Origin of the sequence: Aquabacterium lacunae, assembly GCF_004310865.1 — a bacterium.
Taxonomy (GTDB): Bacteria; Pseudomonadota; Gammaproteobacteria; order Burkholderiales; family Burkholderiaceae_C; genus Aquabacterium; species Aquabacterium lacunae.
Genome location: NZ_SIXI01000004.1, coordinates 187,641 through 210,709 on the forward strand (window position 1 = coordinate 187,641; position 23,069 = coordinate 210,709).

A 23,069-nucleotide genomic window follows, 5' to 3' on the forward strand; every position below is an offset into this window, starting at 1 on the left:
GGCACCGCATGAAGATCCTGCTGCTGGGCAAGGGCGGCCAGGTGGGCTGGGAGCTGCAACGCGCCCTGGCCCCTCTGGGCGAGCTCATCGCCCATGACCTCGACACCGCTGACTTCACCCGCCCCGACCAGGTGGCGGCCCTGGCCCGCGACACACGCGCCGACGTGATCGTCAATGCCGCAGCCCACACCGCCGTGGACAAGGCCGAAAGCGAGCCCGACCTGGTGCGCCTGATCAACGCCACCACCCCCGCGGCGCTGGCCGCCGTGGCAGCCGAGCAAGGCAGCTGGCTGGTGCACTACAGCACCGACTACGTGTTCGACGGCTCAGGCAGCACCGCCCGCACCGAAGACGCGCCTGTGGCCCCCTTGAGCGTGTACGGCCAGACCAAGCTGGAAGGCGAGCAGGCCATCACGGCCAGCGGCTGCCAGCACCTGATCTTCCGCACCAGCTGGGTGTTTGGCGCACGTGGCGGCAACTTCGCCAAGACCATGCTGAAGCTGGCCGCAGAACGCGAGGCCCTGAAGGTGATCAACGACCAGGTGGGCGCACCCACCGGCGCTGACCTGCTGGCCGACATCACGGCCCACGCCCTGCGCACCGCACAGCAACGCCCCGAAGTCAGCGGCCTGTACCACCTGGTGGCTGGCGGCGAAACCACCTGGTTCGACTACGCCCGCTTTGTCATCGAATGGGCACGCGCCCGCGGCGTGGCGGTGAAGGTGGCGCCTGACGCGATCGCGCCAGTGCCCACCACCGAGTACCCGACGCCGGCCAGGCGCCCACTGAACTCGCGCCTGAACACCAACAAACTTCAAGCCGCCTTCGGCCTGCGCCTGCCGCACTGGCAAGCGGGCGTCGAACGCATGCTGACCGAGCACCTGGGAGTCTGACACCATGAGCACCAAGCGCCGCAAGGGCATCATCCTGGCCGGGGGCTCCGGCACCCGGCTGCACCCCGCCACCCTGGCCATCAGCAAGCAGCTGCTGCCGGTGTACGACAAGCCCATGGTGTATTACCCGCTCAGCACCCTGATGCTGGCCGGCATCCAGGACATCCTGGTGATCAGCACCCCGCAAGACACGCCGCGCTTTCAGGCCCTGCTGGGCGATGGCAGCCAATGGGGCCTGAACCTGAGCTACTGCGTGCAGCCCAGCCCCGACGGCCTGGCGCAAGCCTTCATCCTCGGCAAGCAGCACGTGGGCAACAACCCCTCGGCGCTGGTGCTGGGTGACAACATCTACTACGGCCACAACTTCCAGCAACTGCTGCACAACGCCGATGCACGCACCGATGGCGCCAGCGTGTTCGCCTACCACGTGCATGACCCCGAGCGCTATGGCGTGGTCGACTTCGACGCGGAGCAACGGGCGCTGAGCATCGAAGAAAAGCCTGCCCAGCCCAAGAGCAACTACGCGGTCACCGGCCTGTACTTCTACGACGAGCAGGTCTGCGACATCGCCGCCAGCATCCAGCCCAGCCCACGCGGCGAGCTGGAGATCACCGACGTGAACGCTCGCTACCTGCAACAGGGCCAGCTCAGCGTCGAGATCATGGGCCGCGGCTACGCCTGGCTGGACACCGGCACCCACGACAGCCTGCTGGAAGCCGGCCAGTTCATCGCCACGCTGGAAAAGCGTCAGGGGCTGAAAGTGGCTTGCCTGGAAGAGATCGCCTACCGCTCGGGCTGGATCGGCGCCGAGCAGGTCGAGAAACTGGCCAAGCCCATGCTCAAGAACGGCTACGGCCAGTACCTGATGAAGGTCATCAAGGAAAAGATCTTCTGAGGCCCGCATGAAACTGATTCAAACCGCCATCCCCGACGTCGTGATCGTCGAGCCCAGCGTGTTCGGTGACGACCGCGGCTGGTTCATGGAAAGCTTCAACGAGGCTCGGTTCCATGCCCAACTGCAGGCCCTGGGCCTGCCGGTGCCACGCCCGTTCGTGCAGGACAACCATTCGTGCAGCCAGGCTGGGGTGCTGCGCGGCCTGCACTACCAGTTGCCCCCGCACCCGCAAGGCAAGCTGGTGCGCGTGGTCAAGGGCCGCGCCTTCGATGTCGCCGTCGACATCCGCAAGGACTCACCCACTTTCGGTCAATGGGTGGGTGTGGAGCTCACGGCCAGCAACCATCGCCAGCTGTGGATCCCAGAAGGCTTTGCGCACGGCTTCGTGTCCATGGAAGACGACACGCACTTCCTGTACAAGACCACCGATTACTACGCCAAAGAGTGCGAGCGCAGCATCGTCTGGAATGACCCCGACATCGGCATCGAATGGCCGGCTTTTGGCGGCGAGCCCAAGCTCGCACCGAAGGATGCGCAAGCGCCGGGCGTGAAATCAGCGGATCTGTTCTGAACCCCTGCGGTCATGACCTCCAGACTGTCATTGCTGCATTGCATCGGCTCGATCAATCCTGCAACGGGTGGGCCGATCGAGGCCGTGCGACAACTCTCGGCAGTTCACCAGCGACAAGGTCACCACATCGAACTGGCCAGTCTGGACCCACCAGAGGCACCATGGGTCCATCAATCGCCCATCCAATGCCACGCATTGGGCCCAGGGCTGTTGGGCAATTTCGGGTTTTCGCCGCGATACCAACGGTGGATCGAGGGCAATGCATCCCGATTTGATGCGGTGATCGTGCATGGCTTGTGGCAGTACCACGGCGTCGGCGTCAGGCAGGGCCTGCGTCGGCACCGGACACCGTACTTTGTCTATCCGCATGGCATGCTCGACCCCTGGTTCAAGCGCACCTACCCCTTCAAGCACCTCAAAAAGTGGCTGTTCTGGCCATGGGGGGAGTACCGCGTGCTGCGCGACGCGAATGGCGTGTTGTTCACCTGCGAGCAAGAAGCCCGACTCGCAGCGCAATCTTTCTGCCTGTACAGCACCCATGATCAAGTGGTGAGTTTCGGCACGGCCCCGCCACCAGCAGAGGCACGCCAACAGGCCTTGGCATTTGAGACGCGCTTTCCTGCTGCACAGGGCACCAGACGGCTGCTGTTTCTGGGGCGCGTGCATGAAAAGAAGGGGGTGGATCTGCTGTTGAAGGCCTGGGCACAGGTGGCACGCACCCACCCGCAAGCCCTGGCCTGCAGCCAGTTGGTGATGGCCGGGCCCGCCGATGACGCCTACGGGCAAGCCATGAAGGCTCTGGCCGTCGACCTGGGCATTGCAAGCCAAGTGGTCTGGACCGGCATGCTCTCGGGTGACGAAAAATGGGGGGCCTATCGCTGTTCAGACGCCTTCGTCCTTGCGTCGCATCAAGAGAACTTCGGGATATCGGTGGTCGAAGCATTGGCCTGCGCAAAACCTGTTCTGATCAGCCGGCAAGTCAACATCTGGCGTGAAATCGATGCTGCGCAGGCCGGCTGGATGGTGGACGACGACATTGGCAGCGTCGCGGCCGGGCTGGGCCAATGGGCCCAAAGCACCTCCACGGAGCGCGCTCAAATGGGCGATCGCGCCGTCGCTTTGTTTCAGCAACGCTTCCACATCGAAGCGGCAGCAAAGTCCTTGCTGGATGCGCTTTCAGCGCGCGCCTGACCCCAGCATCTGCGACAGATCCAGTCGGCGATCACGCCACAACAGGATGAGCAGGCCCGACAGGGTCACACCTGCCGAAGCCATCACCATCCAGACCAACTCACCGGTGCTTTGACCCGTGATGTACAAGCCGCACACGGCAAAGCCCACCACCATCAACTGAAACATCGCATCAAAGGCGTGACGGTTGTTGGAAGAACTCAGGCACACACGGTGGCGCATCATGGATTCGAACAAGGCTTCCAGCACGAGACACACAAAGATCCAGTGAAAGCCGATCACAGTCTGCTTCACCCACCAGTTCAGGAAGGGCTCGCCGAGCCACCAGCCGCCCACGGCTGCCAGGGAAAACAGGCCGATGATCGCCCACTGTCCCTTGCGATACAGCCGTTCAATCAACCCATGCTGACCGTTGGCGGCCATCCGGGTGTACTCGGTGAACAGCGAATAGCTCATTTGAGAGCTCAGCTGCAAAGGAAGCCTGGCCAAGGTGCGAATGGTCGAGTACGCCACCACCGCGGTCAGACCAGCCGTCGGCGCCAGGATCAGCAGAGGCACCTGCATGGACACAAAAATGATGAGCGGGCTCAAGGCATGCGTCACGGATGGCAGCCACAGGTGCTTGAATGGCTCACGGTCGCGCCAGTGCCCACGAAACAGTGTGGGCGTCAAACGTCGGGCTTGCACCGCCAGAGCCAGCATCATGAGCACACGTGCCGCCACCAGCCCGCCGGCCATCCAGACGAACTGATTGGTTCGGATCAAGGCCAACAGCAGCATCAGCTCCAGAATGCGGGCGGCCAGATACAACCATTGGTTCTGGTCGAAGCGGCCAGCGATCTTGAAACTGGCCACCAGCAACTCTGAAGGAAAACCCAGGATGATGTACAGGCACAGTACAAACAAGGTGGCATGAAACTCCAGGTCTCCTTGCGTGGCATGGTGCCAGGCAATCAGCGATGCCGACAACACCAGGACCAGCAACATCAGCGCCACCACCACGCGGCAGCCTGTGCGCAGCAAACGCGCAGCCTGCTCAACACGGCCCTCGACATGATGGCGATAGATCTCTGTGGAGAAGGCTGATGAGATCCCCATGTCCAGCATGACCAGCGACGTGGGAATCGAAAACAGGTAAAGCCACTGGCCGTACCGTTCGGTGCCCAGCGCTGACACAAACAAGGGCGGAATGAGAAAACTGATCAACAACGACATCACGTTGTTGAGCAAGCCAATCGAAAACACTCGGCGTATCCGCTGACGTGTCGCCCCGACTTCGGACGATGCTGGAAGCGTCATGAGATCCTGTCAGTGGCGGGCTCTGGACACCGTCAACTCGGGCAGAAGATCTGCACAGTCTTCCTCGAACTGACGCAGCACTCCCTCTTTGGACAGATTTTCTTCGGCGTAGCGTCGCCCTTGCCCACCAAGTGCCCGGCTGTCCTCGGGAGAATCGAGCAGACCACAAATGGCCGCAGCCAATGCGCGTGCGTCCTCTGGCGGGGTGACCACACCGCAGTCTGCGACCACGCGTGCCAGCTCTGTGCCCTGACGACAGGTGGCGATCACAGGACGCCCACTGGCCAGCATGCCCGTGAGCTTGGACGGCAACACGAGGTCTGCCGCTTCAGGGCTTTGGGTCAAGAGGTGGACATCGGCCAAACCCAGCCATTCACCCAGCCGCTCGGCAGGCTGCAGCGGCATGAATCGCACATTGGGCAGTCCCTCACACGCCTGCTGCAGGTCGTGCTTGACGACGCCCTCACCCCCGATCACAAACAAGATGTCTTTTCGTTCGACCAGCAGTCGGGCGGCACGTGGGATGACATCGAGTCCTTGTTTGCCGCCCAGCGTGCCAGAAAACAGCACCACCCGCATCGTGTCTGGCAGACCCAGCTCCTCGCGGTAGGCACTGGCCCTTTGCAGCACTTGCACCTGTGAGATGTCGACCCAATTCACGAATGACCGGATCTTGCCTGGCGCCACCTTTTTGGCGCGCAAACTCTCCAGCATCGGACTTGAGATGGAAGACACGACATCGAATCGACGCATCAGCAAAGACTCCATCCGGCAGACCAAGCTGCGCGCCCAACGTCCGGTCAAAAGCCCAAGGCTGAACGCCACGTCGACTTCGAAATCCTGCACATGCAGCCAAGCCTTGGCCCCGCTCAATCGGGCGACCATCCAGGCGGCCGGCGCATTGACCAGTGCAGGCGCGACACACACCACCACATCCGGCTTCCAGAACAGCTGCGCCAGGGCCACCGGGAATGAGGTCACCGCGAACGACAGAAGGTGCAGCAAGCGCGAACGCCCCGACAGCTCTCGTGGCACCCAGAGAGGGGCCCGCCAGACATCGACGCCCCGCCAGTCTTCGCGGCGATAAACGGGGGCCTCGTAGCCTTCGGCGAGCTGCCAGTTCGGGTAATAAGGGGGCGCACAGATCACCCGAACCTCATGCCCCTGCTCGACCAGCCAGCGGGCCATTTCACCAGAGTATTTGCCGACACCCGTCGGATCCGGTGCAAAGCTGATGGAGTACAGGAGGATCTTCACCCTGCAGCTCCTGCTCGTTGTGCAGCTGAATGGCGCGCAATCACGGACGTCCCCAATGGATGGAGTGGTTGTTGGATGTGGACAGGTCCAGCCATGACGCACCTTCAAGAGGCCAGGCAAGACTCAAGCCCCCACGGTTGGAGCACCGAGGGCACGTCAAGGTTTCACGCGCAAAAGCAACCATCTGTATCAAGCTGCCCCCCCAGGAGCCTTCATGCGCCGTGCGCGCAAAGGCTGACACGGGTTGCCCGCATACACGGTCCAAGGCGCCCGCAAAGATTTGCCGACCACCGATCGGGCACCCACCACGCAACCGTCCGGGATGGTCACGCCAGGACAAACGAACACCCCTGCGGCCAGCCAGCATTCGCGGCCGATCCGGATGGGCGCGTGGGTGAGCGGAAAGTGCGGGTCTTCGAAATCGTGGGAGCCTGTTGACAGATAGCAGTTTTGGGAGACCACGCTCATGGTCTGTACATGCAGCATCGAGAAGTTGTAGAGCTCCGCATCACGGCCGACAGCCACGTGATCTTCGAGCACCAGGTTCCAGGGCATCAGCACGCGAACGCCCGGCATGATCAGACAGGACTTGCCAATGCGAGCCCCCATCAACCTCAGGGCCCAGACGCGCAAAGGGCTGAACCACTTGGGCCAGAAACGCACCAAGGGTTCCAGCCCATACGTCCAGATCACCCGCCTGACCAGCACAGAGACAGGCCAGTGGGTCTTGCTTTTGCTCAGATCAGTCTGAGTCACTGAGACTCCCCCGCTTGATTCTGTGTCTTGACCATCGCCCGATGCCGCGTCCACGGTCGGGATTCATGCCATTGGACCAGCCACTGCACACTCCACGCAATCAGAAGAAGCACCGAGATATTGCGAATGAGCACGAAGCTTGAGGTCATGGAGCCCTCGACCTGGAGCAGGTTCTCCATGGTGGCAAAACATGCCAGCAGCCGCACCACGGGGGGCATGCCGGCGAGCAAGCGGTTGAACAGCGCGAACAGGCCGAGTGTCAGGGCCACATACAAGACCACCCCTGGCCACAGGAAATCGCACAGCCCAGCACTGATCAGGGAGTTGGCGCCGTCCCAAAACGGCATCGCGAGATGCGCATTGCAGGCGTATTCCTCGGTTCCCACCTCCGCCATGATTCGCCATTTGCCCGGCCAGATCACTGTGGGCACTGACGATGCCAGATTGAACTCCAGCAACTCGCCCCACATGGGTGGACGGGTCTGCAACTTCTCGACCAGTTCACCCAAGTAACCGAGGATGAAGGTGCGCGTCGCTTCGTTTTCAGCCGTTGCCTCCATCAACCCTGTCCGTTCGGCGTTCTTCAGAATGTCCACGGCACCGTTCCAGCGCTCTGACAACGTCGGATTGGGTCCGAGGGTGTACCCCGAGATGCGCATGGCCATGTAGGCCCGTGACGCACCAAAGAAGCAGGCGACCATGACCACCAGGCCCACCAACGTTCGCAAAGTCAACAGGCCCTTCAGACCTCGCGCGCCCAGAAAGCCGATCAAGCCCACAAGCACCCCGTACATGAAAATGCGGCGCCCCTGAATGAACAACATGACACCGATCAGCACCGCCGCAGCGATCACGAGCCAGCGGATGCCCCTGCGCTGCTCACGGGCAAACACATAACCACTCATGCCCAGCACGCCGGCCAGGCTGGCCGACAGCACAGCCCCCAGTGCAGACACCCGGGCGGACCCTTCTTCGCTGCCCATGCCACCCTGGAATCCGATGCGGCCTGCCGCAAACGCCACCACACCGGCGAAGGTCACCAGCAACATCAGGATCAGCGCCACCTTGCGATCCAGAGGGGAAATCTCGAGCCTGGGCAAGAGCTTGTGGGTGTCGATCCGCCCCACGATCAGCAAACCAGCCGTCAGGAGCATCACCCCCCCCAAAGCCACGGCCACAGATGCCTGTGACGCAAACGTCACGGCCAGCCAGCTGGTGCCGTGGTCGTAGCCTCGCATCAGCGAATTGAACGAGCCAAAACCATAACCCAGAGACAAACTGACCGCATAGACACTCCAGGGGGTGGAAAAGCTGCGGTCCATGACCATGGCCAGCAAGCCACCAAAGCCGACCATCGACGCCAGGAATGTACCCACCCACAAGGCATGCGAGGCCTGTGACATCGTCAGCGTCCAGAACGCCGCGATGAAGGCCAGGCCACTCAGGACCAAGGGCAGACTTGCCAGACGACCGGATGCGTCAGGCATGGCCGAATCGATGGGATGGACAACGGTCATGGTGTGTAAGCTTCGAAAACGCGCCGGAGGGAAGCCGCTGCCGCCCGCGTGGAGTAGGCCGCCATACCTGGCCGCGCCCACGAGAAATCACGAGGCAGAGGCAACAATTCGGCCAGAGATCGAGCCAGTGCTTCGGCGTCTTCGACGGGGCTGACCCGCACCCTCTCCCAACGGCCGAACTCGACGTGACAGCCCACACCCTCGGTGATCGCCACGGCGCATCCGGCCTGCAGGGCTTCGTTGACCACCAGCCCCCAGGCTTCGCCCTGATGACGCGACGGCAAGACGAACACGTCGGTGGCCAGGTACCAAGGCGCCAGAGCGCTCTGATTGATGAAGCCCGGAAAGTGCACCCGCACACCACACTCGGCATGAAGGGTTTCGGCATGCTTCTGCAATTGAGGCCCCATGTCGCCCGCCCCCACAAACACCAGATGAAGTCGGCGTGTCTGTTCAGGCGGCAGGCGCTTGACCGCCTCAAGAATCAGGTCTGGGTGCTTCTTGGCGATCAGCTTGCCAAAGAACCCGATCACCTGGGCATCGTCGGCGATGGACAGGCTGGCACGCATGGCACGGCGCGCCTCCAGCTTGCGGGTCTCATCCCAAGATTCAAGCGGGTCTGGCACCGAGAACCAGGCGTCGGATGTGTCGATGCTCCTCACCCCGTGGTCCAGCAGATGCTGTCGGTTGAGTTGCCCGAACACAAAGAAGTGCTGCGCACGCGCGTAATAAAAGCGATAAAGGCCACTGCGCACGCGCGACTTCAGCCAACCGCGCTGCTGGGCAAACATGGCGTCTTGCGTTTCCTGCCGCACAAGCACCGGAATGCCTTGCAGCACGGCACAGGTGTAAGCCCAAAGGTCAAAGTGGTACCTGGACTGGGTGAGCATCACGGCTGCCGGACGCACCTGTTTCAGCAAACCCCACAGGCCACGGCCATGGTATTGCCGAGGCGCTCCTGTGCACCCCTCGCGTTCATTGCCCATCACCCGGTGCCGATATCCACTCATCAGCGGCGTGTCCCAAGCCACCGTGACGCCGAACTCTGCATCACGGTAGCCCTTGACGGAGGTGTCGGACGCATAGACCACCTCGAACAAGCCCGGCTGCATGACCTCCAGCATCTGGTAGACCGGCGCCTTGTATTGCACCGGTTGCACATCCATCACCAGCACGCGCTGCCGTGGCGGGGTGGCACGTTGTGCAGCCACCTGCGCCAGGACTTTGCGACACAGGTCCTCGCTGCCGACCTGATTTCTGATGACGCGCGCGCGACCGGCTGCCTTGATGCGAGCGATGCGAGCGGGGTCGGCAAGAAGACCTCGACAGACTTCGACGCACTCTTCTGGTGAAGACCAGAACACCGCTTCATCGCCCTCGTCGTACAAAGCCTGATGCTCGGTCGTGCGCTCGGCACACAGCAACCCGCCTGCGTAGGGAATCTCCATGGAACGGGTGGTGTGCTGGTCCCGGTTGCCTTTGGACAGCATGCCCAGGCAGATGCGCGCATGCCGTATGGCATCGACGTAATCACGCCCAGAGATGGAGCCTCCGCGCCAGAAAGGCGCCAGCTCGGGCCAAACCGGTGAGCGCTGCCAGTTGTCGCCCCAAATGGCGGGCTTGAGGCCGGCACGAATCAGTGCCAGCAGCACCAGGTCCCTGCCCTCACCATTCATGTTGCGCCCGATGAAGACAATGTCGTTGTCGAATTGAGCGGGCACTCGCCCGTCAGGCACATCGACCGGCGCATGACGCACCTCGTCGTACGTCATGTAGGTGCGCATCACGGCTCGCGCGCCACATTGCAGGTACTCATCGACATTGAATGGGCGCACCACCACGCACAGGTTGTACTCGGGCAAGCCTTTCATGAAGGTGTTGAACCGCGCACCATCACGTCCGCCAGTGGGGTCGTCATGGTTGAACAACACCACCCGTCCGCAGAACAGACGCAAGCGTCGAACGGCCACATCATCCAACAGCTCTCCGCTGTCCACCCAGCACAGGTCATGCGGGGGCAACGCCTGGAGCTTTTCCTCGACCCACGTCTGAACCCGACGTCGGATCAGCGCATACCCTGTGCGGTAATGCAGCACGCCAGCCCATCCATTGAGGTGCTTGCTCAGCGCTTGGTAGGGACTGAGTCGGGTGACTTCATGACCGATTCGTTCAAGCGCATCGGATCGATGCCGCGAGGTGCTAGAGGGCGAAGTGTCGCCGATGTAGAGAATTTTCATGACGCGCGCGCACCCTGGCTGCGCAGCCTTTGGAAAAGCAAACTGGCCGCCTCGCCATATTGGGCCCAGCCGTTCAAGGTCTCGACCTTCAGGCGCGCAGCCTGCGCCATGCAGCGCCTGACGTCGGGCTGGTCAGCCAACTGCTGCAGCCGCTCCAACAGGTGCTCTGCGCTGGCGGCAGGCACATGGAAGCCTTCGCGCCCGTCAGCAAAGAGGTCCTCGGCACCGGTGTTCAGCGATGCAATCACAGGGCAGCCACAGGCCATGGCTTGCGCCATCACGAGGCCAAAACCATCTTCGACGCTCGGCAGCACCAGGACGTGACTGCGGCTCATGAGTTCGCACAACGCGTCAGTGCTCAAATGACCGAGCAATTCGATGGCCTCATGCCAGTGCCCGCGCTGGCGCAGCTTGTGCTGCAAAGACGGCGGAAACTGACCCGCGAATCTCAAGCGCTTGGCCGGGTGTTTCAGACGCATGAAGGCCTGGATCAGGTAAGGCACGCCTTTTCTCAGGCTGGCGCCGCCCGCGAACAGCACGTCGAAGGTGTCTGACGCCGGCACCGACCTTGGCTGAAACCGGCCCAAGTCAACACCGTAAGGAAGCACATGGACCTTGCCCTCCGGCACCCCATGCGCTAGGAAGGTCCTGCGGGCAAACGATGAGGGCACCGTGATGGCGTCGGCCTCGGCGTATTCCTGCAGTTCGACGTCCACGGTGGCCGGGTGCATGTCATCACAAGGCTCACCCCAACGCGCGAATTCTTCGGTCAACAACCGAGCCTGGGCCTGAATGTGGGTAGAGCCGCGATCACACACATGCACCATGCCCATGGCGCGTGCTGTTCGACCGGACAACAGCGCTCCGCCTGACAAGCCCACGAACACATCGGCCGCCTCCAGGCAACGGCTGACACGTCGGTCCAAGTCACGCATGGTGCAGTGCTCTGCCGCACGCGCCACAGGCGCAGACAGACTGATCCGCCCTGCAACGGCCATGTAAGGAGTGCGCAACCAGGGGTGGGTCTGAATCAGGTCAGCAGGCAACCCTTCCGACCGCAGTTTGAACATCGGATATCCCGTGTGGATGCGCAAAAGCTGCCCGCGACGATGCAACTGTCTGGCCAGATCGAAGCTGTGGAACTTGCCCACCGAGGACATCACCACCTTCACAGCATCTCCGACATGTCAGATGCTGCGGCGGCCAATCAAGTACGCGCGTTGATCAGGGGTCAGAGAACTCAGCAACTCCTGCAGGAATTGATGCTGGAGACGGTAGGAGCCTTGCGCGTCGGTGCTGATCTCCGAGACGCGCACCAGCGTTCCGTCAACCAGAAAGCCCTTCATGGCCATGCGGATCCGCTCCAGATTGCGCTCCTTGGAGCCGCGCGCAACGTCGTTGCCCACTCGGATGAAATAGGTCAAGGGCTCTGCACGCTGCGCGCCCAACCGTGTGTCGACATGGACAGCCTTGATGTCACCCCAAGGGGTCGACACCGTCGTGTCTTCTCGAGACTCGACCTTGAACCCCTGAGAGGGGTAGCACTGCTCCGGCGTGTGGAGCTGGGTGTCATTGGATTGATCCCGACCGTAAGCGATCGACAGCATGATCACGCGCCCCGTGGGCTGATGGACAAACGTTCGATTGAAGGTCTGGCTGTAGATGCGCTTGAGGCTGGCCTCTTGCACAGGGTCGATCACATTGGCAGGCTCAAACGGCAACGCAACCCACTGGGAAAACTTCGCAGGAATGATCTGGTCATACCGTGGCTCACCGGTGTGGTCGGCCCAATAGGTGGTCGGCTTGATGTACTCGGCCACAGCGACAGAGCCCAGCATGATGGCCATGGCCACGACCAGGCGCGCCACGCCCATGCGACGAGGTTGGAACAACATCTCAGGCTCCTTGCAACTGCTGATCACGAGACGGGCGAGACATCAGGCGCAGGAGACCGTCTGCGCCCACAGTCAAGGCCAGTGCAATGCCGAAGAGCACAATGCCTGCCAGACCGTGCAGATACCCCTGCCCCATTTCATCGCCCAGGTGATAGGTGATCAGCGCGAGAAACAGCACCCGCAGCATGTTGGCCAGGAAAGAGATCGGAACGATCAGGATGCCCAGGATGACGTTGCGCGTCATGGACGAGTGCTTGACCACATTCAGGTAAAAAATGCCAAGCGCCTCAAGCATGAACAGGGTGCGCATGCCTGCGCAAGCATCCGCCACCAGCAACTGGTAGGGACCGATGGCCAGGACCACGCCGGTGTGAGCGATCGGGTAACCGAAGAAATGAAGGATCTCTGTCACCACGATCGAGATGTGCAGCTTCACGAACTGGCTGATCGGATCCAGCACGAAGCCCGGGATCGGTACCATGAACATCATGAAGAACAAGGGGAACTTCAGCTTCATCAGCAAAGGCCACCCTCCCAGGAGCGCCACCATGCCGATCAGCATGGGCACAAAGGCGAAGGTCTCGAAGTAGATGATGTTCAACGCCCGCCCGGGGATGTAAAACGCCACCCCAATCAGGAAAAACACCCAGCCCGACCAGGTGCCAGCAGCGCTGCCGTCCAGGGTCCCTTCGAAGTCCTGCCACCGGGTCCAGAGCAACCACAGAGACAGGCACAGCATGATGGGGCCATGGCTGTGCTCGTCCTTGTTCCACAGACCTCCGTCTTCGTGGAAGAACAGGCTGTAAAGCGTGAGGGCAAACATGCCAAACAGTCCGATGGCCAGCACCAGGACATCGACATTGATTGGCAACAAGGAACCCCGCTCTGGGGTGCTTGATGTGGGTGTGGTTGTGGTTGTGGATGGATTCATGGACCGCTCTCCCTGCCCAGTGATTCTTGAAGTTGAGGCTCGCTCAGTGGTCATTCATGAGAACGCCACCAACGCGTACCGTCGACTTTTTGAGTTGCTTGACAAACTGCTGCATGTTGTCGACGCGGGTGCGCCCTGAACGCCCGACCAAAAGGCATGCGCCACAGTGCGCAGCGATCATGCGGGCGTCAGGCCCCAAGCTGGCTGCCGGCGTGTCCACCAGCAGGTAATCGAACTTGCCCAACAACTCCTTGATGAGCAACGAGAAGGCAGCCCTGTGCAGCAGTTCAGCCGGGTTGGGCGGCATCACGCCTGCGGGCAGCATGTAAAGATTGGGCAGGTGTTTGACTGGCTTGATGACATTGGCCGCAGCGCGCCCTGAAAGAATGCCCGAGAGTCCGCTGCTGACATCCACACCGAAGATTTCATGCAGGCGTGGGTTCCGCAGATCGGCGTCGACCAGCAAGGTGCGCCCAGGCAACTGACTGAAAGCCACAGCCAGGTTGGCCGCCACGAACGATTTGCCATCGCCGACGTCGCTGCTGACGATCGACAGCGCCTTGCGGTCATCGCCATGGCCCATGGGCCCGGAAAGCATCTGGGTGCGCAATTCCCGGAACGACTCCACCTGCTCGCTGAAGGGCGTGTTGGCGACCACCAGTTCGGCGTGCAGTTCACCTTCGGAGGTGGGCGTGTAGGGGTAGTGAAACTGCTGAGCCAACGCCCAGACGATGTCCTGGGAGGTGGCCAATCCAAGGGCCACAACCGCTTCGCCGAACCTGACGCCGTTGAGGTTCTGGTAATCCAGCGCGTCCTTGACCTGCTCGGCCGTCAGGCCTTTGGTCCTTCGCAGGATGTCGCCCAGGGAGTTTTCGGCCTGCTCAGGCATGACGGCTTCGCGGCCGATCATCGAGGGTTGCTCGGTCATCGGAGCGTTGGGGTGTGTGTTCTTGTACATGACAGCCTCAGCGGTTGAGCAATTTCAGACGTGGCATCGTCATCTGGCGAACACGATCCAGCCACCGACTGCTGCCGCGAGCACCGTCCAGTCGGAAGGTCGGCAACGACCCCACGTGCGGAAGCTGGAACAACACTTCGATCTGATCAACCGTGCGCAAACGCTGATCCATGCGCTCAATCAACGCCACCACCAAAGCCCCCAAAAACAGCCCGCCCATCAGGCCCAGGGACAGATTGGTCATGACGCGCGGACTGGTCGGAATGGCCGGCACCGCAGCAAACTCCAGGGGCTGGATGTTGTTCTGCTGGGCCTGGGCCTCCAGCGAGGTCAGATTCAGGCGCGACAGGATGCTGTCATAGGTGCGCTGTGCAAAGTCGACGTCTTTTTGCAGCATCGCAGCGTCGTCACGCAGTTGCTTGAGCTTCAACACCTTGGCGCGCTGCTCTTCCAGAGAAGCCTTGATCTGGCTGGCACGGTTCAAGTTGATCGAGTTGTTGGTGTGGATGCTGGCGCTGACCCGTCGCACTTCCGCCTCGAGCTTGCGGCGGGTGTCTTCCAGATTGGTCTTGAGCTCGATGGTGTTCGGATGGCTGTCGCCAAGGCGCGTCTGAAGCTGAGCCAGGGCCGTCTCGGCACGGACCACGTCCTGCTTGAGGCTGGACACCAATGGACTCGACATCACGTCCTGCATGGTATTGGCCTGCGTGGCGGCTGCAGTGCGCCGGCTGTCCGAGTCGGCCAGCACGGCCTGCATGCTCACGTACTGCTGGGACAGTTCGCTCAGACGCGAGGTTTCAATGTCCATGCGCTCGTCGGTCAAAACGATGCCCTGCTTCTGCTGGTACTCGGACAGCACACGCTGAGCCTGTTCCAGCTTGTCGCGAGCCTCCTTGGCCGATGCATCGAAAAAGCTGCCGTACCGTTTGGCCGGATCGGTTCGCATCTCCATGGAGATGTCCATGTAGGCCTGCACATATGCGTTGACGATCGTCGCCGCAAAGGCTGGATCCGAGGATTCGTAGGTGACGTTGATCACATTCGAGCCACGGGACGGCCGGGCCTGCAGGCCCGAGCCGATCAATTGAGCGACGTAGCCTTCGAAGCTGCCGGTCCCGCCAGTGTTCTTGCGCCACTGAGCCTGCAGCGCCGGCACTTCGGTCAGCCGCAGGTTGGACACCACGCGCTGAGACACGCGGGTGCTCGACAGCACATCCACCTGCGTGATCAGGAAGTTGGGAGACAACATGGCTTGTGGCGCAGCCCCCGCGATCGGGTCCATGTTTTTGACGTCCAGCAAGATGGACGCAGACGCGGTGTACACCTTCGGCGTCCACCATGTGATACCGGCCACCACGCCAAACACCAGCGCTGCCACGCCCACCAGAATCGCCCATCGGGCCTTCAGAACCGCCAATACATGTGCAACTGACATCTCCCCCCCATTCCTCAGATCTTGTGTTGTGACGCCGACGAAGGCTTCGGGCCTCTGGTCGGTCTGCCTGGCATCAATTCGCGTATCGCTTGAGATAGTCCTGGAAGGCCAAGGCAATGCCCTGTTCCAGCGGGGTTTTGGCCACCCAGCCCAACGCTCGCAATCGCGACACATCCATCAGCTTGCGAGGGGTTCCATCGGGCTTCGACGCATCGAACACCAGCTGCCCGGTGAACCCGACCACACGCGCCACTGTTTCAGCCAGCTCTCGGATGGTGAGATCGACGCCCGTACCAATGTTCAGCAGGGGGCCGTCATAGCCCTGCTCCATGAGGTAGACACAGGCATCGGCCAGGTCATCGGCATACAGGAACTCCCTCAACGGTGTCCCCGACCCCCAGACCACCAGCTCACGGTCGCCTCGCTGCTTGGCTTCGTGCGCCTTGCGGATCAAGGCTGGCAACACGTGGCTGTTGTTCAGGTCGTAATTGTCATTGGGGCCGTACAAGTTGGTGGGCATGACACTGATGTACTGACGCCCGTGCTGATGGTTGTAGGCCTCGCACAGTTTGATGCCAGCAATTTTGGCGATGGCATACGGTTCGTTGGTCGGCTCCAGCGGACCGGTCAGCAAGGAGCTTTCTTGCAAGGGTTGCGGGGCCAGCTTGGGATAGATGCACGAAGAACCGAGGAACATCATGCGTTGCACACCAGCGAGGTGCGCACCGTGCACCAGGTTGGATTCGATCATGAGGTTCTGGAACAGAAAGTCAGCGCGGTAAGTGTTGTTGGCGTGAATGCCACCGACCTTGGCGGCCGCCACAAAAATGTAGTCAGGTTTTTCGTCGGCCAGAAACTGGGCCACCGCATGCTGATCCAGCAGGTCCAGTTCCTGGCGACTGCGCACGATCACACGGGCATACCCCGCAGACTGAAGGCGTCGCACGATGGCCGACCCGACCATGCCTCGGTGTCCGGCGACAAAAATCTTGAGACTGCTGTTCATGTTCATTCTGGGGTGAGAGTTCACTGGGGTGATGGAGCCAGCCAGACCGTGCAAGTTCCGGTCCTTGACCACCCGCCCTGGGGGGAGGCAGCGAGTGTAAGACCCGAATTCCCGAGCTCATGGCACCCGAACCCCAGGGGATACCCCGGACATTTGGGGTATCCCCCGAGGAAGCGCCCCCTTTTGGGGGGAAGCGTCCTGTGACAATGTGTTCCCGCCTGATTTCGATTCAACCGCGCCCTCATGCCAACGCTACGCATCCTGGTGATCCACTGTGCCTACCAGTTGAGGGGCGGAGAGGACAGCGTGGTGGAGTCTGAGGTCGCCCTGCTCCAGCAACATGGGCATGACGTCAAGCTCTGGTTGAAGCACAACTCGGACATCGACCACATGCCGCGCTGGCAAGTGGCACTGGATACCATCTGGTCCCGCCGCAGCGTGCAGGAACTCAAAGCACGGGTGGCAGACTGGCGCCCCGACGTGATCCACGTTCACAACACCAGCCTCGTGATGTCGCCATCGGTGCTTTGGGCCGCCCATGAACTCTGCATCCCGGTGGTGCAGACGCTTCACAATTTCCGGCTCAGCTGCCTGAGCGCCACCTTTTTGCGGGACGGCAGGGTGTGCGAAGACTGCCTGGGGCACACGCCCTGGGAAGGCATTCGACATGGGTGTTACCGCGGGTCCAGGGTGCAGTCTGCCGTGCTGGCCTCCTCCATCATGGTGCACCGTTGGCGCCAGACCCACCCCCGGACGGTTCAGCGGTTCATCGCGCTGACGGCCTTTGCGCGAGACAAGCTCGTCCAGGCAGGCTTGCCTGGCGACAGGATCCGCATCAAACCAAATTTTGTGCCAAAGGCCCCAGACACGGCAGCTTCACCACGACGTGGCGCCCTTTATGTGGGCCGACTTTCTGTCGAAAAAGGCATCAATGTGTTGCTGGAAGCGGTGCAAAAACACCAGTTACCGGTCGAGGACCTGCTCGTCTTGGGCACCGGTCCCTTCGAGGCAGCCACTCGGCAAGCGCTGGGGGTTCGCTACCGGGGACATCAACCCCTGGAGGAAGTCTTGACGTGCATGCATCGCGCCAGTTTCTTGCTGCTCCCCAGCGTCTGTTACGAGGGCTTTCCCCGCACCGTGGTCGAGGCGTTCTCCAGGGGACTGCCCGTGATCGCCAGCCGACTCGGTTCGATGGCTGAACTGATCGAACACCAGCGCACCGGCCTGCTGTTCACACCAGGCGATTCGGCCGACCTGGCGCGCACGGTGAAATGGGCCCTGGACAACCCCGACAACATGGCCGCCATGGGTGAAAACGCTCGACAGGTTCACCAAACCCATTTCACTGAAGACCGAAACCATGACTTGCTGGTGTCGATCTATCAGGAAGCCATCGCAGAAGCCAAGCCTCACGCCCCCCGGAATGCGGGCCCGCAATGACCCTCGGTTGCGAAGTGCCCATCGGAACTTCGCTGCCCAAGATCGTTCTGACCACTGGATTTTGAAGTACCGCCCATGAATTCAAGCACCACCTCAGGGGCCCCCGTCAAACCGGAACTTCCGGTGATGGCGTTGGGTGCCTGGCTTCTGGCCTATGTTCTGTTCTACGCATCGACGTACAGCGTCCTGATGCGTGACACCTGGAGCACCGACGATCAAGGGCATGGCCCGATGATCATCGCAGCGGCTGCTTTCCTCGCGTGGCAGCGCCGTCATGACATCTTTGCGGGCTCGGCCCGCCCCGCCCCCGGTTGGGCGGGCGCTCTGATGGTGCTGGCCATGTTGATGTACGTGGTTGGGCATTCGCAGAACATCATTGAAATGGAAGCGCTGTCGCAGATCCCGGTGCTGATCGCCGGGCTTCTGCTGGTCCATGGGTGGTCGGCGGTGCGCAAGGTCTGGTTTCCGCTGTTCTTCCTGCTGTTTTCCATGCCGCTACCAGGCGCCTTGACACAGATGATCACCATGCCACTGAAGTTGGCGGTGTCCACGGTGGCCGAACAGGTGCTGTACTGGATGGACTACCCGATCGCGCGTGTGGGCGTGATGCTCACGGTCGGACATTACCAACTGCTGGTCGCCGACGCATGCTCGGGCTTGAATTCGCTGTTCACGCTGGAAGCCCTCGGGCTGCTGTACATGAACGTCATGAACTACACCAATCGCGCACGGAATGTGCTGCTGGCGGTGATGATCGTGCCCATTTCGTTCCTGTCGAACGTCACCCGCGTCATCGTCCTGGTGCTGCTGACCTACCACTACGGCGACGAAGTCGGGCAAGGCTTCGCTCATAACTTCTCGGGCATGGTCCTGTTCACGGTGGCCCTCGTGCTGACCTATTTGTTTGACTGCCTGCTGTCGATGTGGTTTGACAAAAAGAGGAAAAAAGCATGACCCCCGGGATGAAACGTCCTCCAATCTCCGTGCTGGTGGCCATCGCTGTGATGGGTGCATGCTGGCTGCTGGCGCGCTGGATGGTGCCCAACACCTACATGGCCGACGAGCGACACCGTGCCCCCATCCAGTCATTGGTGCCACACGCATTTGGCCAGTGGCAGGAAGAAGAATCTGGCATGGTGGTGGTCGCCGACCCCACCCTGCAAAGCTCGATCGACAAGCTGTACAGCGAGGTGGTCAATCGCACTTATGTGGACAGGAATGGCCACCGTGTGATGCTGTCGATTGCATACGGGAAGAACCAGAACTCCCACTCGACCGCTGCGCACCGGCCCGAGTTCTGTTACTCAGCGCAAGGATTCCTGGTCGAGCGCCATGGCAATCGCCCGCTGCAACTGAACGATCACGTCATCCCGACCGCACGCGTGGTGGGTAAACTGGCAGAACGCCATGAGCCCATCACTTACTGGGTGACGCTGGATGAAACGCCGACACTTCCAGGGCTGAGTCGCAAGATCCAGCAGCTCCGGTACGGCTTGCAAGGCAAGATTGCCGACGGCATGCTGGTTCGAATTTCAACCATTGGCAACTCAACGGAAGAAGAGTTTGCTGTCCACGATCGCTTTGTTCGGGAATGGCGTGAAGCCATGCCCGAAGCACACAAAGCCCGCTTCTTCGGCTCCTGAGCCCACACTCCCCATGAACAAGAAAGTCGCACTCATCACCGGCGTGACCGGTCAAGATGGCTCCTACCTGGCAGAGTTCCTGCTGAAGAAGGGTTATGAAGTTCACGGCATCAAGCGCCGCTCGTCGCTGTTCAACACCGACCGCATTGATCACCTGTACCAGGACCCGCACGTCGACAACCGCAACTTCATCCTGCACTACGGCGACCTGACCGACTCGACCTCGCTGACCCGCATCGTGCAGAAGGTGCAGCCCGACGAGATCTACAACCTGGCCGCCCAGAGCCACGTGGGCGTGAGCTTCGAAGAGCCCGAGTACACGGCCAATGCCGACGGCATCGGCACGCTGCGCCTGCTGGAAGCCATCCGCATCCTGGGCCTGGAGAAGAAGACCCGCTTCTACCAGGCCTCGACCAGCGAGCTGTATGGCCTGGTGCAAGAGATTCCCCAGAAGGAAACCACGCCCTTCTACCCCCGCAGCCCGTATGCGGTGGCCAAGCTGTACGCCTACTGGATCACGGTGAACTACCGCGAGGCCTATGGCATGTACGCCTGCAACGGCGTGCTGTTCAACCACGAAAGCCCGGTGCGCGGTGAAACCTTCGTAACCCGCAAGATCACGCGGGCCATCAGCCGCATTGCGCTGGGCCTGCAAGAGTGCCTGTACCTGGGCAACATGAGCGCCCTGCGCGACTGGGGCCACGCCAAGGACTACGTGGAAATGCAGTGGCTGATGCTGCAGCAAGATCAAGCCGAAGACTTCGTGATCGCCACGGGCGTGCAGTACAGCGTGCGCCAGTTTGTGGAGATGTCGGCCAAGGAGCTGGGTGTGACCCTGGCTTTTGAAGGCGAGGCCGAAGCCGAAGTGGGCCGCGTGGTCAAGGTCGAACCGGTGAACGGCGAAGTGCTGGCCAAGTGCAAGGTGGGCGATGTGATCGTGCGCGTGGACCCGCGCTACTACCGCCCCACCGAGGTCGAAACGCTGCTGGGCGACCCGACCAAGGCCAAGGAAAAGCTGGGCTGGGAGCCCAAGATCACGCTGCCCGAGCTGGTGGCCGAAATGGTCAAGAGCGACTACACCTCGGCCAAGCGCGACAGCCTGGTCAAGCTGGCGGGCTTCCAGGCCTACGACCACTACGAGTGATCCCGACCGGGTGGCGGCCCAGCAGCCGCCAAGCCCGGTTGCGCAACTGCCAGAGCACCCGCCAATGCCACCCGGGGGCGTGCAGGCTGCCGTCTGAGCCCGACACCCCGACCACTTGGGGGGGCGGCACCATCACGTAGCGCTGGACGGGCAAAGCCTGCAGCGCCTGCAACAGGCAATGCTCCAGGTACCAACCCCGGTCGTCATCAACCTGTTCGTGGGCCTGTGCCATGTGCTGGTCATAAAAGGCCGACTCCACCAGGTAAAACCGGCTGTCCACACTCCGGACGCGATGAAAACCCCGGATGTCGAAGGACGCCGGCCCCTGAAAACCTGCCAGGCACTCGGCAAAGTTCTGCACCCAGAGCTTGCCCGTGCATTTGGCCCACACCCGGGCCTCGCCCAGGTACAGGCTGTGCCGCAACGCGTAGGCCACGATCTGGCCCTCGCCATGGCCCTTGCCTTGCCGGCGCACAGCGGCCACATCGTTCTGAAAGGCCAGGCACTCCACCGGGGCCTCTCCCGGCTTCGCGGGTGGCACGCTGGCCGACAGATCGACGCCCGAGCCGTCACACAGCACCACCACGCTGACGCCTGGCGTACGGCGCCACAAGGCCACGCTCTCCAGGGTCAGACGCAAGCGCTCGCTTGCATCCTGCAGGGCCGTGTGCTGAGCCGACACGCGCACCGCCGAAGTCAGCAGCACCGGAATGTTGCCGATCCAGGTCACACCTTGGCCCCTTGCTGGCATGCCTGCAAACGCCACATGAGAAACGCCAGCCCCAATGCCCCTGCCATGGCGGCTGCCGCCGCCATGCCGGCGCCCCCTCGCCACTGAATGGCTGGCCATGCCAAGGCGCCCAAGGTCACGGCCTGAATCAGCACGGCCTGCACCACCCAGCCCGGGCGCCCTATGGCACGCACCTGCGCCACCGCCATGGCCATGAGCGCACCCACCCACATGGCCAGGCACTGCATCTGAAGGGCCGGCACCGCGGCCAGCCATGCGGGGCCCAAGACGAAGTTCAACAGGGGACCCGCCGCTGCAGCCAGCAACGTGGCCAGCACGCCGGCCGCCAAGGCTGTCCAGCCAAAGTAACGCCAAAACAAGGGTTGCGCGCCCGGAACGCCATGCGCATGGAATGCACGCGACAGGTTGGCAAAAGCGTGTTGCGATGCGGCCGACGGCAGATCGGTGACGACCAGCTGCGCCAGCCGAGCAGCAGTCTGGTAAAGACCGAACTCGACGCCTCCCAACCAGCGCGCCACCACCACCTTGTCAAACTGATTGAGCAGCACGGCCAGCGCGCTGGTGGCCCAGACCCACAGGCCAAACTGCCCCAGCGCCACGATGCGATGCCATTGCAGATTGGGCTGCCAGGGCTGGCGTGCCAGCCACGCCCCCGCCAGCAAGCGCCAGAGGTCTGAAGACAAGGTGCCCCAGACCAGCGCCACAGGCCCTGCGCCCAGCTTGAGTGCGCCGCACGTGACCGTCAGATCCACCAGAGCCCCGCTGGACTCGACCAGGCTCACCGAACGAAACGCCCGCTCCCGCTGCAGCAAAACGTAGCCCGGGTGCACAGCATTGCGAACCAAGGGGATGCAGGCCACCAGACCAATCAGCTCTGCGGCCTGCGGCAGACTGAACAGCGCGGCAAGGGGATCTCGAGCCAACCACAACACCATTGCCAGGCACAGGCCTCGCACCCATTGCAGGCTCCAGACAGCACCCAACTCCTGGGGCGTCAGCGGCGCATCGCGCTGCACCATGGCGGGCCCCAGCCCGGTGTCGGACAGCGCCTCCGCGACCAGCAGGACGGTCATGGCAACGGCCACCAACGCGAAAGCCTCTGGCCCCAACCAACGGGCGGCCACCAAAAACTTCAACGCCTGACAGCCCCGCAGACAGATTTGCTGCGCCAGCACCCAGGCCACATGCCCAGGGTCACGGCTGATCGACAAAGGATGGAATCGGTGCAAGGCCACAAACAACCAGAAATT

21 protein-coding genes are annotated in these 23,069 nt (G+C 61.9%); 8 read left to right on the top strand and 13 right to left on the bottom strand.

Annotated features, from left to right (window positions below; translation table 11 throughout):
- Positions 1 to 8 precede the first annotated feature (8 nt).
- Genes rfbD through EYS42_RS10770 form a run of 4 tightly spaced genes read left to right on the top strand, consistent with a single transcriptional unit; the run spans position 9 to position 3,550 of the window.
- The gene (rfbD, locus tag EYS42_RS10755) at positions 9 to 893 is read left to right on the top strand and encodes a dTDP-4-dehydrorhamnose reductase (protein WP_130968165.1); all 885 of its coding nucleotides are present in this window, start codon (positions 9 to 11) and stop codon (positions 891 to 893) included.
- Positions 894 to 897: 4 nt separating this feature from the next.
- A complete protein-coding gene (gene rfbA / locus EYS42_RS10760; protein ID WP_130968166.1) occupies positions 898 to 1,788 on the top strand; it encodes a glucose-1-phosphate thymidylyltransferase RfbA in 891 nt (296 codons plus the stop codon).
- Positions 1,789 to 1,795: 7 nt separating this feature from the next.
- The gene (gene rfbC / locus EYS42_RS10765) at positions 1,796 to 2,359 is read left to right on the top strand and encodes a dTDP-4-dehydrorhamnose 3,5-epimerase (RefSeq protein WP_130968167.1); all 564 of its coding nucleotides are present in this window, start codon (positions 1,796 to 1,798) and stop codon (positions 2,357 to 2,359) included.
- A 12-nt stretch (positions 2,360 to 2,371) separates the two neighbouring features.
- Positions 2,372 to 3,550, top strand: coding sequence for a glycosyltransferase (locus EYS42_RS10770; RefSeq protein WP_245503606.1), 1,179 nt, complete (start codon positions 2,372 to 2,374; stop codon positions 3,548 to 3,550).
- Here the strand turns inward: EYS42_RS10770 and EYS42_RS10775 are convergent.
- The 11 genes from EYS42_RS10775 to fcl all read right to left on the bottom strand — a co-directional run bounded on the left by EYS42_RS10775 (position 3,536) and on the right by fcl (position 16,841).
- Positions 3,536 to 4,765 (bottom strand): lipopolysaccharide biosynthesis protein, encoded by a 1,230-nt coding sequence (locus tag EYS42_RS10775; protein ID WP_130968168.1) that lies wholly within the window; start codon positions 4,763 to 4,765, stop codon positions 3,536 to 3,538. The genes EYS42_RS10770 and EYS42_RS10775 overlap by 15 nt on opposite strands.
- A 93-nt stretch (positions 4,766 to 4,858) precedes the next feature.
- On the bottom strand, positions 4,859 to 6,106 hold the full coding sequence (locus tag EYS42_RS10780) for a glycosyltransferase WbuB (protein WP_130968169.1): 1,248 nt from the start codon (positions 6,104 to 6,106) through the stop codon (positions 4,859 to 4,861).
- 189 nt (positions 6,107 to 6,295) lie between these two features.
- Complete coding sequence (locus tag EYS42_RS10785) at positions 6,296 to 6,862, bottom strand: DapH/DapD/GlmU-related protein (RefSeq protein ID WP_130968170.1); 567 nt, start codon at positions 6,860 to 6,862, stop codon at positions 6,296 to 6,298.
- Positions 6,859 to 8,379, bottom strand: a complete 1,521-nt coding sequence (locus EYS42_RS10790; RefSeq protein ID WP_130968171.1) for a hypothetical protein — start codon at positions 8,377 to 8,379, stop codon at positions 6,859 to 6,861. Before EYS42_RS10790 ends, EYS42_RS10785 begins: the two co-directional genes overlap by 4 nt.
- Complete coding sequence (locus tag EYS42_RS10795) at positions 8,376 to 10,616, bottom strand: glycosyltransferase (RefSeq protein ID WP_130968172.1); 2,241 nt, start codon at positions 10,614 to 10,616, stop codon at positions 8,376 to 8,378. Before EYS42_RS10795 ends, EYS42_RS10790 begins: the two co-directional genes overlap by 4 nt.
- On the bottom strand, positions 10,613 to 11,551 hold the full coding sequence (locus EYS42_RS10800; protein WP_165456725.1) for a glycosyltransferase family 4 protein: 939 nt from the start codon (positions 11,549 to 11,551) through the stop codon (positions 10,613 to 10,615). The genes EYS42_RS10795 and EYS42_RS10800 overlap by 4 nt, the downstream gene beginning before the upstream one ends.
- A gap of 252 nt (positions 11,552 to 11,803) precedes the next feature.
- Entirely contained in the window at positions 11,804 to 12,511 is a 708-nt protein-coding gene (epsI, locus tag EYS42_RS10805) for an exosortase-associated protein EpsI, B-type (RefSeq protein ID WP_130968174.1), read from the bottom strand.
- 1 nt (position 12,512) lies between these two features.
- Entirely contained in the window at positions 12,513 to 13,385 is an 873-nt protein-coding gene (gene xrtB, locus EYS42_RS10810) for an exosortase B (protein WP_165456726.1), read from the bottom strand.
- A gap of 100 nt (positions 13,386 to 13,485) precedes the next feature.
- Positions 13,486 to 14,400 (bottom strand): polysaccharide biosynthesis tyrosine autokinase, encoded by a 915-nt coding sequence (locus tag EYS42_RS10815; protein ID WP_130968176.1) that lies wholly within the window; start codon positions 14,398 to 14,400, stop codon positions 13,486 to 13,488.
- A gap of 7 nt (positions 14,401 to 14,407) precedes the next feature.
- Complete coding sequence (epsF, locus tag EYS42_RS10820) at positions 14,408 to 15,952, bottom strand: chain length determinant protein EpsF (RefSeq protein WP_165456727.1); 1,545 nt, start codon at positions 15,950 to 15,952, stop codon at positions 14,408 to 14,410.
- Positions 15,909 to 16,841 (bottom strand): GDP-L-fucose synthase, encoded by a 933-nt coding sequence (gene fcl / locus EYS42_RS10825; RefSeq protein WP_130968178.1) that lies wholly within the window; start codon positions 16,839 to 16,841, stop codon positions 15,909 to 15,911. The genes epsF and fcl overlap by 44 nt, the downstream gene beginning before the upstream one ends.
- 264 nt (positions 16,842 to 17,105) lie before the next feature.
- On the opposite strand from fcl, the gene EYS42_RS10830 reads away from it, so the two are divergent.
- The 4 genes from EYS42_RS10830 to gmd all read left to right on the top strand — a co-directional run bounded on the left by EYS42_RS10830 (position 17,106) and on the right by gmd (position 21,068).
- The gene (locus EYS42_RS10830) at positions 17,106 to 18,281 is read left to right on the top strand and encodes a glycosyltransferase family 4 protein (protein ID WP_245503607.1); all 1,176 of its coding nucleotides are present in this window, start codon (positions 17,106 to 17,108) and stop codon (positions 18,279 to 18,281) included.
- A gap of 75 nt (positions 18,282 to 18,356) precedes the next feature.
- Positions 18,357 to 19,235, top strand: coding sequence for an exosortase B (gene xrtB, locus EYS42_RS10835; RefSeq protein WP_130968180.1), 879 nt, complete (start codon positions 18,357 to 18,359; stop codon positions 19,233 to 19,235).
- On the top strand, positions 19,232 to 19,924 hold the full coding sequence (gene epsI, locus EYS42_RS10840; protein ID WP_130968181.1) for an exosortase-associated protein EpsI, B-type: 693 nt from the start codon (positions 19,232 to 19,234) through the stop codon (positions 19,922 to 19,924). Before xrtB (EYS42_RS10835) ends, epsI (EYS42_RS10840) begins: the two co-directional genes overlap by 4 nt.
- Before the next feature lie 13 nt (positions 19,925 to 19,937).
- Positions 19,938 to 21,068, top strand: a complete 1,131-nt coding sequence (gene gmd / locus EYS42_RS10845) for a GDP-mannose 4,6-dehydratase (RefSeq protein ID WP_130968182.1) — start codon at positions 19,938 to 19,940, stop codon at positions 21,066 to 21,068.
- Here the strand turns inward: gmd and EYS42_RS10850 are convergent.
- Both EYS42_RS10850 and EYS42_RS10855 read right to left on the bottom strand, forming a co-directional pair.
- Complete coding sequence (locus EYS42_RS10850; RefSeq protein ID WP_130968183.1) at positions 21,028 to 21,798, bottom strand: hypothetical protein; 771 nt, start codon at positions 21,796 to 21,798, stop codon at positions 21,028 to 21,030. The genes gmd and EYS42_RS10850 overlap by 41 nt on opposite strands.
- On the bottom strand, positions 21,795 to 23,054 hold the full coding sequence (locus EYS42_RS10855) for an oligosaccharide flippase family protein (RefSeq protein WP_342635522.1): 1,260 nt from the start codon (positions 23,052 to 23,054) through the stop codon (positions 21,795 to 21,797). Before EYS42_RS10855 ends, EYS42_RS10850 begins: the two co-directional genes overlap by 4 nt.
- Positions 23,055 to 23,069 lie beyond the last annotated feature (15 nt).

What these genes read in the sequence shown, in the direction of transcription:
- rfbD (WP_130968165.1), top strand. Translation starts at nt 9, where the DNA reads ATGAAGATCCTGCTGCTGGGCAAGGGCGGCCAGGTGGGCTGGGAGCTG.
- rfbA (WP_130968166.1), top strand. Translation starts at nt 898, where the DNA reads ATGAGCACCAAGCGCCGCAAGGGCATCATCCTGGCCGGGGGCTCCGGC.
- rfbC (WP_130968167.1), top strand. Translation starts at nt 1,796, where the DNA reads ATGAAACTGATTCAAACCGCCATCCCCGACGTCGTGATCGTCGAGCCC.
- EYS42_RS10770 (WP_245503606.1), top strand. Translation starts at nt 2,372, where the DNA reads ATGACCTCCAGACTGTCATTGCTGCATTGCATCGGCTCGATCAATCCT.
- EYS42_RS10775 (WP_130968168.1), bottom strand. Translation starts at nt 4,765, where the DNA reads ATGTCGTTGTTGATCAGTTTTCTCATTCCGCCCTTGTTTGTGTCAGCG.
- EYS42_RS10790 (WP_130968171.1), bottom strand. Translation starts at nt 8,379, where the DNA reads ATGACCGTTGTCCATCCCATCGATTCGGCCATGCCTGACGCATCCGGT.
- EYS42_RS10795 (WP_130968172.1), bottom strand. Translation starts at nt 10,616, where the DNA reads ATGAAAATTCTCTACATCGGCGACACTTCGCCCTCTAGCACCTCGCGG.
- EYS42_RS10800 (WP_165456725.1), bottom strand. Translation starts at nt 11,551, where the DNA reads ATGCGTGACTTGGACCGACGTGTCAGCCGTTGCCTGGAGGCGGCCGAT.
- epsI (WP_130968174.1), bottom strand. Translation starts at nt 12,511, where the DNA reads ATGTTGTTCCAACCTCGTCGCATGGGCGTGGCGCGCCTGGTCGTGGCC.
- EYS42_RS10815 (WP_130968176.1), bottom strand. Translation starts at nt 14,400, where the DNA reads ATGTACAAGAACACACACCCCAACGCTCCGATGACCGAGCAACCCTCG.
- fcl (WP_130968178.1), bottom strand. Translation starts at nt 16,841, where the DNA reads ATGAACAGCAGTCTCAAGATTTTTGTCGCCGGACACCGAGGCATGGTC.
- xrtB (WP_130968180.1), top strand. Translation starts at nt 18,357, where the DNA reads ATGAATTCAAGCACCACCTCAGGGGCCCCCGTCAAACCGGAACTTCCG.
- epsI (WP_130968181.1), top strand. Translation starts at nt 19,232, where the DNA reads ATGACCCCCGGGATGAAACGTCCTCCAATCTCCGTGCTGGTGGCCATC.
- gmd (WP_130968182.1), top strand. Translation starts at nt 19,938, where the DNA reads ATGAACAAGAAAGTCGCACTCATCACCGGCGTGACCGGTCAAGATGGC.